We start from the raw sequence: 13,644 nt of genomic DNA, 5'->3' as shown, positions 1-13,644 counted from the left end.
CAGACAAGCGCTAGTAGCTCCTATACCAATAGCGCATTTCAGCGTTCACCTGCGGCCATCGGATGGGGAGGACGCTTCCCGTGGTCCAGCCCGCGCTGCAGCTCCTTGAGCAGCAGCACCACCTGGCGCGACGCATGCTGGCAGCTCTTGAACGCCTGCTCGGCCCGCAATTGATCGCCCTGCGCCAGATGCGTCAGCAGCACAGCCGCCTGGTGGTGAAAGTACTGGTGGCGGCGCATCAGCATGTCGAAAGCAGGAAAGTGCCCCAGCGCCACGCGCCCGCTGCCGTGCAGCCAGCGGCCCAGCTCGGAACAGGTGTCGTCCACCACCGTTTCGGGACGCAGCTGTTCGTCGCGCGCGCCCGCCAGCGCTTGGGCCAGCCAGGGCAGCCAGCGTTCGTGCATGACGATGGCAGCCTCGATGTCGAACGCCGCCAGGAGCCGCGAAGCCTCTTCGTCGTACAGCACCAGCGCGCTGGCCTCGCTCGCAGGCAGCGAAGTCCAGTCCTCAGGCGCGGCCAGGCCGTCGGCACGCGGCTGAAACAAACGGCTGAAGAACCCCATAGACACCCCCCGCACGCCCCGTGCATCACTTCCTGGCAGCGTCGCACAGGACGCCAAAAGTGACAATATGTTTCGTGTGTTGATTTAAAACAAATTCAGTATATCAATAGCAAAACGCTATGCATCATGCGGGGACCACTGCACCACCATACCCGCGGCGCAGCACGGATTTCACCCGCTGCCCACAATCGGTGCCATGACCACACATTCCCTGCCTTTACTTTCCATGCTTGATCTCGTGGCCGTGCGCGAGGGCGGCACCGTGGCCCAGGCACTGCAGGTCGCCTTGCAGACGGCGCAGCATGCGGAGGCGCTGGGCTTCAAGCGCTACTGGCTGGCCGAGCACCACAACATGCCGGGCATCGCCAGCTCTGCCACGGCCGTGCTGGTGGGCCACGTGGCCGGGGCCACGCGGTCCATCCGCGTGGGCTCGGGCGGCATCATGCTGCCCAACCATGCGCCGCTGGTGGTGGCCGAGGCCTTCGGCACGCTGGCCGAGCTCTACCCCGGCCGCATCGACCTGGGGTTGGGCCGCGCACCCGGCACCGACGGCGCCACCATGCGTGCCCTGCGCCGCGACCGCGTGGAGACCGAGGCCGACTTCCCCCGCGACGTGGCCGAGCTGCAGCAGCTCTTGGCGCCCGCGCAGCCGGGCCAGCGCATCACCGCCGTGCCGGGCGCCGGCACGCAGGTGCCCCTCTGGCTGCTGGGCTCCAGCCTGTTCTCGGCGCAGCTGGCGGCGCAGATGGGCCTGCCCTACGCCTTCGCCTCGCACTTCGCACCGCGCATGCTGCACGCGGCCATCGACATCTACCGCCGGCTGTTCCGCCCCTCGCCGGCCTGCGCCAAGCCCTACGTGGTGATCGGCGTACCCGTCATCGCCGCACCCACCGATGACGAGGCGCAGTACCTGGCCAGCAGCACCTACCAGCGCGTGCTGGGCATCCTCACCGGCCAGCGCGGACTGCTGCAGCCGCCCGTGGAGGGTTATCTGCAGAGCCTCGCGCCGCAGGAGCGCGCCGCCGTGGCCGACTTCCTCGCGGTCGGCGTGGTCGGTGGCCCGCAGACCGTGCGCGCGGGCCTGCAGGCGCTGGTGGCCGCCACGCAGGCCAACGAATTCATGCTGGTGAGCGACGTGTACGACCCGGCGCTGCGCCTGCGCTCGCTGGAGATCACCGCCCAGGCGCACGCGGCACTGTCACCCGCAGCGGCTACCATGGCGGGCTGAACGGGTCGACTGCGGCCCGCCCAGTTTGCCCCTGCTCGCCCACCGCCGCTGACTTTCCCGCATGCCCGCCTATTCCTTCGAAGCCCTGGACGCCCAAGGCCATGTGCGCCGCGGCACCCTGGAGGCCGACAGCCCCAAGGCCGCCCGCAGCCTGCTGCGCGCCCAGGCCCTGGTGCCCCTGGATGTGGAGGCGCTGGCCGCTGGCACCGCCCCCGGAACACCCCCCACGCTGGCGCAGCGGCTGTTCACGCGGCCGGTGTTCAACGCCACGGGGCTGGGCGTGTGGACGCGGCAGCTCGCCGGGCTGGTGGGCTCGGGCCTGCCGCTGGAGCGTGCGCTGACCGCGCTCGCCGAAGAGGCGGACGACGAGCGCCAGCGCCACCTGCTGGCCGCGCTGCGCGCCGAGGTCAACGCCGGCTCCACCTTCGCACGCGCGCTGGCGCAGCACCCGCGCGAGTTCTCCGACATCTACTGCGCCGTGATCGGCGCGGGCGAGTCCAGCGGCGGCCTGGCCGAAGTGCTGGACAGCCTGGCGGACGATCTGGAGCAGCGCCAGGCCTTGCGCGCCAAGCTCATCGGCGCCGCGCTGTACCCGGCCATCGTCACCGTGATCGCGATCGTCATCGTGCTGTTCCTGGTGGGCTACGTGGTACCGCAGGTGGCCAGCGTATTCGCGGGCACTAAGCGCGCCCTGCCCTTCCTCACGGTGGCCATGCTGGCCTTGAGCGACGTGGTGCGCAACTACGGCTGGGCGTTGCTGGGCGGGCTGGTCCTGCTGGCGTTCGGCGCCCGCGCCGCGCTGGCCCAGCCGCGGCTGCGCGAGAAATTCGACGCCGCCTGGTTGCGCCTGCCGCTCGTCGGCAAGCTGGCGCGCGGCTACAACGCGGCGCGTTTCGCCGGCACATTGGCCATGCTGGCAGGCGCGGGCGTGCCCATTCTCAAGGCGCTGCAGGCCGCGGCCGAGACGCTGAACAACCGCGCCCTGCGCGCGGACGCACTCGACGCGCTGGTGCTGGTGCGCGAGGGCGCGCCGCTGGCCTCGGCACTGGCGCAGAAAAAGCGGTTCCCCGGCCTGGTGGCCATGTTCGCGCGGCTGGGCGAACAGACGGGCCAGTTGCCCACCATGCTGCAGCGCGCCGCCACGCAATTGGGCACCGAGGTGCAGCGCCGCGCCATGCAACTGGCCACGGTGCTGGAGCCGCTGCTCATCGTGGCCATGGGCGGCATCGTGATGTTGATCGTGCTGGCGGTGCTCATGCCGATCATCCAGCTCAACCAGTTCGTCAAATGAGCGCCACTCTGCAGGACAAGCTCGTCGTCGCGATCTCCTCGCGCGCACTGTTCGATTTCGAGGAAGAGAACCGCCTGTTCGAGGCCGGCGACGAGCAAGCCTACATGCGCCGCCAGTTGGAGCTGGTACACGAGCCCGCGCGCCCTGGCATCGCCTTTCCGCTGGTGAGAAAGCTGCTGGCGTTCAACACGCCCGATGCCGCGCGCGTCGAGGTGGTCATGCTGTCGCGCAACGACCCTGCCAGCGGCATGCGCGTGTTCGCCTCGGCCAAGGCGGCGGGCATGCGCATCGAGCGCGGCGTGTTCACGCGCGGGCGCAACCCGTTCTCCTACCTGCGGCCGTTGGGCGCGCACCTCTTCCTTTCAGCCAACGAGACGGATGTGCGCGAGGCGCTGTCCATCGGCTTTCCCGCCGCACGGGTGATGATCGACTCCACGCCCGCGGGCGACCGCTATCCGCGCGAAGTGCGCATCGCCTTCGACGGCGACGCGGTCCTGTTCTCCGACGAGGCCGAGCGCGTGTACCAGCAGGGCGGCCTGCCGGCCTTCCTGCAGCACGAGGTGTCCCATGCCGCCACGCCGCTGGCCGAAGGGCCGTTCAAGCCGCTGCTGGCCGCGCTGCACCGGCTGCAGCAGCAGGCGGACGCCTCGCAGATGCGCATCCGCACCGCGCTGGTCACCGCGCGCAGCGCACCGGCGCACGAGCGCGCGATCCGCACGCTGCTCGACTGGGGCATCACCGTGGACGAGGCCATGTTCCTCGGCGGGCTGGAAAAAGGCCCCTTCCTGCGCGAGTTCGAGCCCGACTTCTTCTTCGATGACCAGACGGGCCACGTGGCGTCCGCCGCACGCCATGTTCCGGCGGGGCATGTCAGCAGCGGCATCGCCAACACAGCGGCCGCGCTACAGGGTGATACAGCCCGCCCCCCGCGGCGTTGAACCAGTGGCGGCGCGCCGGCTCTACTCCTGAATGTTGCCTTCACGCTCCTTCCGCCCCTTTACACGCCTGCTGACGGCCCCGACAGCCTGCGCGTGGCTCATGGCCTGCGCGCTGGCGGCTCCGCTGGCCGCTCAGGCGCAGGGCGTGGCCCATGCCACCGCGCCCCGGCACAGCGCCAGTGCGCCCCTGACCAAGGGCGAGATCAAGGCGATCCGCCAGTTCGAGATGCTGGATTTCAACGGCGACGGCAAGCTCAGCCGTACTGAAGTGGCCATCGTGCCCAAGGTGGCTGCGGCGTTCGATGATGCGGACACCAACCGCGACAACTACGTGACGCTGGACGAGGTGCGCGCCTTCGCCATCAAGTACCGCGCCGAGCGGGACGGCGCCCGCGCGGCGGCGCGCTGAGAGCGCCGGCGGACCCAAAAATACCAGTCCAATTGGCCTCCAGCGCTTTACCAATAAGCGCTAACAGCTACTTATCTGATAGCAACCGCCGGAGCAAAACTCACAAACCGCCCGTGCGTTTGACCTTGGGATCGGAGTACGTGAGCGACTGACGGTCCTGCACCTGCTGGGCCAGTCGCTCCTGGAGGGTGTTCTTGTTGATGTCTTGCGCCAGCTCCACCGCACTGCCGCTGGCACGCCACATCGACTGGATGAATTCCAGCAGTTGCTTGTAGATGGGCTCCTTGGGCGGCTCCTCGGGCTCCTTCGGGGCTTCCTTCTTGGCCTCGGCCAGGGTCCAGTCGCGGTTGTTTTCGTCGGGCGCCGAGGGCTTGGTGGGCTCGCGCAGGCTGGCCCCCTCGCCCAGGCGGTCCGTGGACTCGGCAGGATTGGCAGCGTTCACGGGCCGCACCGCCACGGCCCCCGAAGCGCCCGTGGAATACAAGTCCGCGCCCGTGGTACGCCACTGGGCGGGCGATCGGTCTACAGGTGGCAGTTGCATGGCATGGGTCCCCTCGTGAATGCGGCCGGCGGCAGTCGCAACTACCACCTCGTCGTACATTCATTACGACAAACAAAAGGGGAAATTGAGGCCTTATTAGCCTTTTGTCACAAATTCATGCGACCACCATGTCTGATTGACGTGGGCTATGACAGGGACAAACGGGCACAGGCCGCCCCAGGCAAGCGCCAGGCAAGCGCCAGGCAAGCGCCAGGCGCTATAAAAAACGTTCCAGCAGCTTGCGCGATGCACGGTCCAGTGCCGTGACATCCGGCACATGGAACTGCAGCCCGTCGCTGGCGGCGATGAGCAGCTTGGTGCGCCCCTCCAGCCGGCGGATGTCTTCCTCGCCCTTGAGCACCAACTGCGTGGCTCCGCGGTCGGTGTCCACCTCCCAGGTACTGGGGGTGGAAAAGCTCGACACGGAGCGGATGCGCGTGATGGTGGGCACAAACTCACGCGCGGCCAATTCCTCCTCAATCAGCGCACGCACGGCAGGCGCCAGCTGTTCCAGGCGGGGCACCCAGGCCAATTCATGGCCGTCCGGCCCGACCAGCGACAGGCCTTCGCCGGGAGCGGCAATGGGAAAGGCGCGCACGGGCGTCACGCCCACATGCGCGGTGCCGTCGGCCGCGCGCAGCACCAGCCGGCCATGGGGATTACGGTGCAGGTCCCAGCCTGCCGCGAGTGCCGAAGCGGTAGAGGGGAATGTGTGAAGGGTCATCGCGTGTCTTTCTCGCTCAGGTGTTGCCCGCGGGGTGAGCGGAGTGCTCGCGCACTTCGATGCGCACGCCCGCGGCCTGGGCGTCTTCCTCGGCACGGCGCGCCTGCGCCTCGTACAGGCGCCAGTAGGCACCCTGCTTTTCCATCAGTTCGTCGTGCGGCCCCACTTCGACGACCTCGCCCCGGTCCATGACCACCAGGCGGTCGGCCTTGCGCAGCGTGGACAGGCGGTGGGCGATGGCGATGGTGGTGCGGCCCTGCACCAGGTTGTCCAGCGCCTTCTGGATTTCCTTTTCGGTTTCGGTGTCCACGGCGGAGGTCGCCTCGTCCAGAATCAGGATGCGCGGGTCGATGAGCAGCGCGCGCGCAATGGAGATGCGCTGGCGCTCGCCGCCCGACAGGCCCTGGCCGCGCTCGCCCACCAGGCTGTCGTAGCCATGCGGCAGGCGCAGGATGAACTCGTGCGCATGCGCGGCGCGCGCCGCGGCGACGATCTCCTCGCGCGTGGCGTCGGGCTTGCCGTAGGCGATGTTCTCGGCGATGGTGCCGAAGAACAGGAAAGGCTCCTGCAGCACCAGGCCGATGTGGCGGCGGAAGTCCGCCACCGCCATGCGGCGGATGTCCACGTCGTCCACGAGGATGGCGCCGTCGCTCACGTCGTAGAAGCGGCTGATGAGGTTGACCAGGGTGCTCTTGCCAGAGCCGCTGTGGCCCACCAGGCCGATCATCTCGCCGGGGCGGATAGTGAGCGACAGGTTCTTGATGACCGTGCGGCTGCCGTAGCGAAAGCCCACGTCGCGCATCTCGATGGCGCCCTGCACGCGGTCCACCTTCACCGGGTTGACGGGGTCGGGCACGTTGCTCACATGGTCCAGGATGTCGAAGATGCGCTTGGCGCCGGCTGCCGCCTTTTGCGTGACGGAAACGATGCGGCTCATCGAATCCAGCCGTATGTAGAAGCGCCCGATGTAGGCGATGAAGGCCGCCAGCACGCCCACGGTGATCTGGTTGCGCGCCACCAGCCAGATGCCGAAGCCCCAGACCACCAGCAGCCCCACCTCCGTCATCAGCGAGACGGTGGGCGAGAACAGGCTCCAGGTCTTGTTGAGCTTGTCGTTCACCTCCAGGTTGTGCTGGTTGGCGGCACGGAAGCGGTCCGCCTCGCGCTTTTCCTGGGCGAAGGCCTTCACCACGCGGATGCCGGGGATGGTGTCGGCCAGCACGTTGGTCACTTCGGACCACACGCGGTCGATCTTCTCGAAGCCGGTGCGCAGCTTGTCGCGCACGGTGTGGATCAGCCAGGCGATGAAGGGCAGCGGCACCAGCGTGACCAGCGCCAGCCACGGGTTGATGGAGAACAGAATCGCCGCCGTCATCACGATCATCAGCACGTCGGTGGCGAAATCCAGCGCGTTGAGCGACAGAAAGACGTTGATGCGGTCGGTTTCGGAGCCGATGCGTGCCATCAGGTCTCCCGTGCGCTTGCTGCCGAAGTAGTCGAGCGACAGGCGCATCAGGTGTTCGTAGGTGGTGGTGCGCAGGTCGGCGCCGATACGCTCGGACACCAGGGCCAGGATGTAAGTGCGCGCCCACCCCAGCGCCCAGGCCAGCAGCGCCGCCAGCAGCAGCCCCCCCAGGTACAGCAGCACCATGCCGGTGGGGATCTGCTGGCCGCTCTGGTAGGGAATGAGGATGTCGTCCATGAGCGGGATGGTCATGTACGGCGGCACCAGCGAGGCGGCGGTGGAGGCCAGCGTGAGCGCGAAGCCCGCGGCCAGCTGCTTTTTGTAAGGCCGTGCGAAACGCCACAGGCGCAACAGCACCCAGGTGGAGGTCTGCGGCGCCTGCTGGCGCGCACAGGCCGTGCACTCGTCGCTGTCGGGCGGCAGCGGCGTGCCGCACACGGCGCAGCGCGGCACGTCTTGCGCTTCGGGCGCGATGGCGCCTTGCAAGCTGTCCAGGCGCCGCACCTGGGCGTCCAGCCGCTGCTGCAGGTGCAGCGCCTGGGGATGGCGCCCCAGCGTGAAGCGCCACAGCGCCAGTCGCCGGTCGGCATCGTGCAGTTCCACCGTGCCCACGCCGCCATGGTCCAGCAGCCGCAGCGCCATGCCGGGCGCCAGCGGCCATTCCTGCGCCGGCGCGTCACCGGCGCGCGCCAGCAGGCGCCGCTCGGTCAGCACCAGCAGGCCGGGGGCAAAGCGCAGGTCGGGCGTCAGGTCAACCTCGAAGGCGGCCTGCACGTTTTCGTCAGGAGCGAGCAGTGCCCGCATCTCGGCCCCCCAGGGGCCAGACAAGACACCCGAGGCGTCCACAGAATGGTGATGTTGCATTTGGTTTTGTATGTCCACCCCCGCACGGACGGGGCGTTGGCAGGCCAGTCCGGGCCCATGGGGGGCATTGTCGGCCACCGGGCCCCAGGCCCTTGCGCCGCCGCGGTATCCCCTCGTAACGCACATCATCAGCCCACGGCTGACACCCGCCAGTGCTGAGCTGCGCCAGTATCGGCGCACAATCTCTGCCCATGGGCATCGCCACATCCGCCGCAACCCGGCAGATATCCGAATCTTCCACGCTGCACTTCATGGCCAAATTCAACGATATCCAACTCCTGCGCACCACCTACCTGCGCGGTCCCAGTGTCTGGACCTACCGCCCGGTCCTCGAAGTCTGGCTGGACCTGGGGGAGCTGGAAGACTACCCCTCCAACAAGATTCCCGGCCTCAACGAGCGCCTGACCACCTGGCTGCCGGATCTGGTGGAGCACCACTGCGGCGTGGGCGAGCGCGGCGGCTTCCTGCTGCGCCTGAAGGAAGGCACCTGGATGGGGCACGTGCTGGAGCACGTGGTCATCGAACTGCTCAACCTCTCGGGCATGCCGGCCGAGTTCGGCCAGACGCGCGAGATCTCCCGGCGCGGCGTGTACCGCATGGTGTTCCGCTGCCCCGAAGAGGCCGTGGCCCGCGTGGCGCTGGAGCATGGCCACCGCCTGCTGATGGCGGCCATCAATGACGAGGCATTCGACCTCAAGGCCGCCATCCACGCCATCAAGACCGCCATCAACGACCGCTACCTGGGCCCCAGCACCGGCTGCATCGTGGACGCCGCCAGCGCCCGGCGCATTCCGCACATCCGCCTGAACGACGGCAACCTGGTGCAACTGGGCTACGGCGCCGCGCAGCGCCGCATCTGGACCGCCGAGAGCGACCAGACCAGCGCCATCGCCGAGGGCATCGCCCAGGACAAGGATTTCACCAAGCGGCTGCTCGCCTCCTGCGGCGTGCCCGTGCCGGAGGGCCAGATCGTCCGCAACGCCGATGAGGCCTGGGAAGTGGCGCAGGAGATCGGCCTCCCCGTTACGGTGAAGCCCTCGGACGGCAACCACGCGCGCGGCGTGACGCTGGAGCTCTCGCGCGAGGCCGATATCAAGGCCGCCTTCGCGCTGGCCGAGCCCGAGGGCTCGGATGTCATCGTCGAGAAGTTCATCGACGGCGTGGAGCACCGCCTGCTGGTGGTCGGCGGCAAGGTGGTCGCCGCCACCAAGGGCGAGACGGTCAGCGTGCACGGCAATGGCCAGTCCACGCTGCGCGAGCTGGTGGCCGTGCTCAACGAAGACCCGCGGCGCGGCCCCGAGCAGGAGTACCCGCTGGACTGGATCGATGTGGAAAAAGGCGCCGTGCAACTGGAGCTCAAGCGCCAAGGCGTGACGCCCGACACCGTGGTGCCGTCGGGCCAGGCCATCTTGCTGCAGCGCAACGGCAACATGGCCATCGACTGCACCGACGACGTGCACCCCGACGTGGCCTACTACGCCCAGTTGGCCGCGAAAATCGTGGGCCTGGACATCGCCGGCATGGACATGATCCTGCAGGATGTCTCCAAGCCCATGAAGGAACAGGGCGGCGCCATCCTGGAGGTGAACGCCGGCCCCGGCCTGCTGATGCACCTCAAGCCCACCAGCGGTGCGCCCCGCCCTGTGGGCCAGGCGATCGTGGAACACCTGTTCCCGGTCACCGACGAAGGCGCCGGCAGGGGCACGGGCGCGGGCCGCATCCCCATCGTGGGCATTGCGGGCACGCGCCACAACGCGTTCACCGCGCGCTTCGTGGGCTGGCTGCTGCAGCTGTCGGGCAAGCTCACGGGCGTGGCCAGCAGCGAAGGCATGTTCCTCAACAACCGCCGCACACAAAAGAGCGCCACCGCCCACTGGGCCGGCGCGCACCGCCTGCTGACCAACCGACTGGCGCAGGCCGCCGTGATCCAGACCACTGCCCGCTCCATCCTGGAGGAAGGCCTGGCCTACGACCGCTGCCTGGTCGGCGTGGTGACCGACATGGACGGTTTCGAGACCCTGGCCGACCACGATGTGCTGGAGCAGGCCCAGATGACGCGCGTGCTGCGCACCCAGATCGACGTGGTGCTGGACGAGGGCGCAGGCGTGCTCAATGCCGACATCGAGCAGGTAGCCGACCTGGCGCGCCTGTGTGATGGCGAGGTCCTTCTGTATTCCCTGTCGCCAGACAACCCCTTCGTCGCCGCGCACCGTGCCGAGGGCGAAGGCCGCGCCGTGTTCGTGCGCGGCGAGCAGGTGGTGCTGGCCACGGGCGCCAGCGAACGCGTGCTGGGCACGCTGGACGCGCTGAGCCTGCCCGGCGGCCACCGCCCCGACACGGCCGCGCTGATGGCCGCGATTGCCGCAGCCTGGTCCATGGACATCGGGCCGGACCTGATCGCCGCGGGCATCAAGACCTTCGACTATGCCGCGTGACGCCGCCGTTGCTTTCAAAAGCATAGCTGCCACCGCTTATCCCACAAGCGCTACAGGCCAATTTGACTGAAAAATCGGGCTGAAAGAAAACACCATGCAGATCACCCGCATCCGCGCCCTGCGCGGCCCCAACCTCTGGAGCCGCAACACCGCCATCGAAGCCGTTGTGCACTGCGAGCCACAAGAGTGCGGCTACGCAGACATCGCGGGTTTTGAAGACCGCCTGCGCGCGCGCTTTCCCAAGATCGGCGCCCTGCAGCCCCAGGGCGCCGAGCAGCGCTTGTCGCTGGCCCACGTGCTCGAAGTGGCCGCCCTGTCGCTGCAGGCCCAGGCCGGCTGCCCCGTGACCTTCAGCCGCACCCACGCCACGCTGGAAGAAGGCACCTACCAGGTGGTGGTGGAGTACACCGAGGAGGCCGTGGGTCGACTGGCCATGGAGCACGCCGGCGCCCTGCTGCAGTCCGCGCTGGCCGATACCCCCTTCGACGCCGACGCCGTGGTCGCCGAGCTGCGCGAGCTGGACGAGGACGAGCGCATCGGCCCGTCCACCGGCTCCATCGTCGACGCCGCCGTGGCGCGCGGCATCCCGTTCAGGCGCCTGACCAGCGGCTCGCTGGTACAGCTGGGCTGGGGCTCCAAGGCGCGCCGCATCCAGGCCGCCGAACTGGACACCACCAGCGCCGTGGCCGAATCCATCGCCCAGGACAAGGACCTGACCAAGCGCCTGCTGCACGCCGCCGGCGTGCCCGTGCCGCTGGGGCGCCCGGTGGTCGACGTGGAGGACGCCTGGGTGGTGGCCCAGGAAGTGGGCCTGCCCGTGGTCGTGAAGCCCCAGGACGGCAACCAGGGCAAGGGCGTGGTGGTCAACATCACCACCCGCGAGGGGCTGGAGGCCGCCTACAAGACCGCCCGCGAATTCGGCGACGAGATCATGGTCGAACGCTTCCTGCCCGGCCACGACTTCCGCCTGCTGGTGGTGGGCCACCAGCTCGTGGCCGCCGCGCGCCGCGAGCCGCCCCAGGTGCTGGGCGACGGCCAGCACACCATTCGCGAGCTGGTGGACATCGTCAACCAGGACCCGCGCCGCGGCTCGGGCCACGGCACGGCGCTGACCAAGGTGCGCCTGGACGACATCGCCATCGCGCGCATCGCCTCCGAAGGCCTCACGCCCGACTCCGTGCCCGTGCAGGGCCAGCGCGTGGTGCTGCGCAACAACGCCAACCTGTCCACCGGCGGCAGTGCCACCGACGTGACCGACGACGTGCACCCCGAGATCGCCGCGCGCGCCATCGAGGCCGCGCAGACCATCGGCCTGCACATCTGCGGCGTGGACGTGGTCTGCGAAACCATGCTCAAGCCCCTGGAAGAGCAAAACGGCGGCATCGTCGAGGTGAACGCCGCGCCGGGCCTGCGCATGCACCTGGCCCCGTCGTTCGGCAAGCCGCGCAACGTGGGCGTGCCGATGGTGGACGAGCTGTTCGCGCCCGGCCAGGACGGGCGCATCCCACTGGTGGCCGTCACTGGCACCAACGGCAAGACCACCACCACGCGCCTGATCGGCCAGCTGTTCGCAGCGCACGGCCTGCGCGTGGGCATGACCAACACCGACGGCGTGTACGTGAACGGCCGCCAGATCGACAGCGGCGACTGCTCGGGCCCCAAGAGCGCGCGCAACGTGCTGTTCCACCCCGAGGTGGACGCGGCCGTGCTCGAATGCGCGCGCGGCGGCATCCTGCGCGAAGGCCTGGGCTTTGACCGCTGCCAGGTGGCCGTGGTCACCAACGTCGGCGCGGGCGACCACCTGGGGCTGAACTTCATCACCACCGTGGAAGACGTGGCCGTGCTCAAGCGCGTGATCGTGCAGAACGTGGCCGCCGATGGCTACGGCGTGCTCAACGCCGCCGACCCGCACGTGGCCGCCATGGCCAGCGTATGCCCGGGCAAGGTGATCTTCTTCGCCGCCGACCGCCACCACCCCGTCATGGCCACGCACCGCGCCCAAGGCAACCGAGTGGTCTACGTGGATGGGGACTCCATCGTGGCGGCCGAGGGCTCGTGGCGCGAGACCATCTCCTTGCGCGAGATCCCGATCACGCGCGGCGGCACCATCGGCTTCCAGGTCGAGAACGTCATGGCCGCGATCGGCGCGGCCTGGGGCGTGGGCCTGCCCTGGCAGACCATCCGCCGCGGCCTGGCCGGCTTCATGAACGACAGCGACAACGCGCCCGGCCGCTTCAACGTGATGGACTACCGCGGCGCCACCGTGATCGCCGACTATGGCCACAACCCTGACGCCATGCGCGCGCTGGTGCAGGCCGTGCAGGCCATGCCGGCCCGGCAGCGCAGCGTGGTGATCAGCGGTGCGGGCGACCGGCGCGACCAGGACATCGTCGAGCAGACCCAGATCCTGGGCCAGTCCTTTGACGACGTGGTGCTGTACCAGGACGCCTGCCAGCGCGGCCGTGCCGACGGCGAGGTGCTGGCGCTGCTGCGCCAGGGCCTGCAGGGCGCGCCGCGCACGCGCTACGTGACCGAGATCCACGGCGAGTTCCTCGCCATCGACCATGCGCTGGAGCGCCTGCAACCGGGCGACCTGTGCCTGGTGCTGGTGGACCAGGTGGAGGAAGCCCTGGCCCACTTGGCGCAGCGCTGCAGCGAAGCCTCGGCGGTTGCGCCATGAATGCGCGCGGCGGCCTGCGCGCGGGCATGGCAAGCCTGGCCCTGCTGGCATGCGCCCTGGGCTTGGCTGCCGGGCCGGCCGCGGCCCAGGCCGAGAAGATCGGCACCGTGGATACCGCCTTCCAGTGGATCGGCCGCGACCACGACATCATCGTGGAGGCCTATGACGACCCCGCTGTGCAGGGCGTGACCTGCTATGTGTCGCGTGCGCGCACCGGCGGCATCAAAGGGACGCTGGGCCTGGCCGAGGACCGCGCCGAGGCCTCCATCGCCTGCCGCCAGGTCGGGCCCATCACCTTCATGCAGCCGCTCAAGGCGCAGCAGGAAGTGTTCAGCGAACGCATGTCCATCCTGTTCAAGCGCCTGCGCGTGGTGCGCATGGTGGACGCCAAGCGCAACACGCTGGTGTACCTGACCTACTCCGAGAAGCTCATCGACGGCTCGCCGCAAAACAGCGTGACGGCCGTGCCCGTGGACCGGGGCACGCCGATCCCGCTGCGCTGACAG

General features: G+C 69.0%; 11 protein-coding genes. 7 read left to right on the top strand and 4 right to left on the bottom strand.

Translation table 11 applies throughout. The features are described 5' to 3' along the window. Positions 1-38: 38 nt before the first annotated feature. Positions 39-563 (bottom strand): CZB domain-containing protein, encoded by a 525-nt coding sequence (locus OX89_RS00285; RefSeq protein ID WP_047349120.1) that lies wholly within the window; start codon positions 561-563, stop codon positions 39-41. Positions 564-759: 196 nt separating this feature from the next. Here OX89_RS00285 and OX89_RS00280 point away from each other — a divergent pair, with 196 nt between their 5' ends. From OX89_RS00280 to OX89_RS00265, 4 genes are all read left to right on the top strand, one after another. Then, entirely contained in the window at positions 760-1,791 is a 1,032-nt protein-coding gene (locus OX89_RS00280) for an LLM class flavin-dependent oxidoreductase (RefSeq protein ID WP_047349119.1), read from the top strand. A 61-nt stretch (positions 1,792-1,852) separates the two neighbouring features. Then, entirely contained in the window at positions 1,853-3,082 is a 1,230-nt protein-coding gene (gspF, locus tag OX89_RS00275) for a type II secretion system inner membrane protein GspF (protein ID WP_011804115.1), read from the top strand. Beyond that, positions 3,079-4,020, top strand: coding sequence for a 5'-nucleotidase (locus OX89_RS00270; RefSeq protein ID WP_011804114.1), 942 nt, complete (start codon positions 3,079-3,081; stop codon positions 4,018-4,020). The genes gspF and OX89_RS00270 overlap by 4 nt, the downstream gene beginning before the upstream one ends. Before the next feature lie 31 nt (positions 4,021-4,051). Continuing rightward, entirely contained in the window at positions 4,052-4,429 is a 378-nt protein-coding gene (locus OX89_RS00265) for an EF-hand domain-containing protein (protein WP_047349118.1), read from the top strand. A gap of 100 nt (positions 4,430-4,529) precedes the next feature. Here OX89_RS00265 and OX89_RS00260 read toward each other — a convergent pair whose 3' ends face one another. The 3 genes from OX89_RS00260 to OX89_RS00250 form a co-directional block, all read right to left on the bottom strand. Next, entirely contained in the window at positions 4,530-4,970 is a 441-nt protein-coding gene (locus OX89_RS00260) for a hypothetical protein (RefSeq protein ID WP_047349138.1), read from the bottom strand. Positions 4,971-5,187: 217 nt separating this feature from the next. Then, entirely contained in the window at positions 5,188-5,694 is a 507-nt protein-coding gene (locus tag OX89_RS00255; protein WP_047349117.1) for a DUF1854 domain-containing protein, read from the bottom strand. A gap of 16 nt (positions 5,695-5,710) precedes the next feature. Next, positions 5,711-8,023, bottom strand: a complete 2,313-nt coding sequence (locus OX89_RS00250) for an ABC transporter ATP-binding protein (protein WP_047349137.1) — start codon at positions 8,021-8,023, stop codon at positions 5,711-5,713. Between the two features lie 251 nt (positions 8,024-8,274). Here OX89_RS00250 and cphA (OX89_RS00245) point away from each other — a divergent pair, with 251 nt between their 5' ends. The 3 genes from cphA (OX89_RS00245) to OX89_RS00235 all read left to right on the top strand — a co-directional run bounded on the left by cphA (OX89_RS00245) (position 8,275) and on the right by OX89_RS00235 (position 13,641). Continuing rightward, positions 8,275-10,458, top strand: a complete 2,184-nt coding sequence (gene cphA, locus OX89_RS00245; protein ID WP_047349136.1) for a cyanophycin synthetase — start codon at positions 8,275-8,277, stop codon at positions 10,456-10,458. A 94-nt stretch (positions 10,459-10,552) separates the two neighbouring features. Next, entirely contained in the window at positions 10,553-13,138 is a 2,586-nt protein-coding gene (gene cphA, locus OX89_RS00240; protein ID WP_047349116.1) for a cyanophycin synthetase, read from the top strand. Then, positions 13,135-13,641: a CreA family protein gene (locus OX89_RS00235; RefSeq protein ID WP_047349115.1), complete on the top strand. Its 507-nt coding sequence runs from the start codon at positions 13,135-13,137 to the stop codon at positions 13,639-13,641. Before cphA (OX89_RS00240) ends, OX89_RS00235 begins: the two co-directional genes overlap by 4 nt. Positions 13,642-13,644 lie beyond the last annotated feature (3 nt).

The sequence above is a fragment of the Diaphorobacter sp. J5-51 genome (assembly GCF_001023515.1).
Taxonomy (GTDB): domain Bacteria; phylum Pseudomonadota; class Gammaproteobacteria; order Burkholderiales; family Burkholderiaceae_C; genus Diaphorobacter; species Diaphorobacter nitroreducens.
The sequence above is the reverse complement of the archived record's forward strand: the minus strand, read 5'-3'. Positions and strand labels throughout refer to the sequence as shown.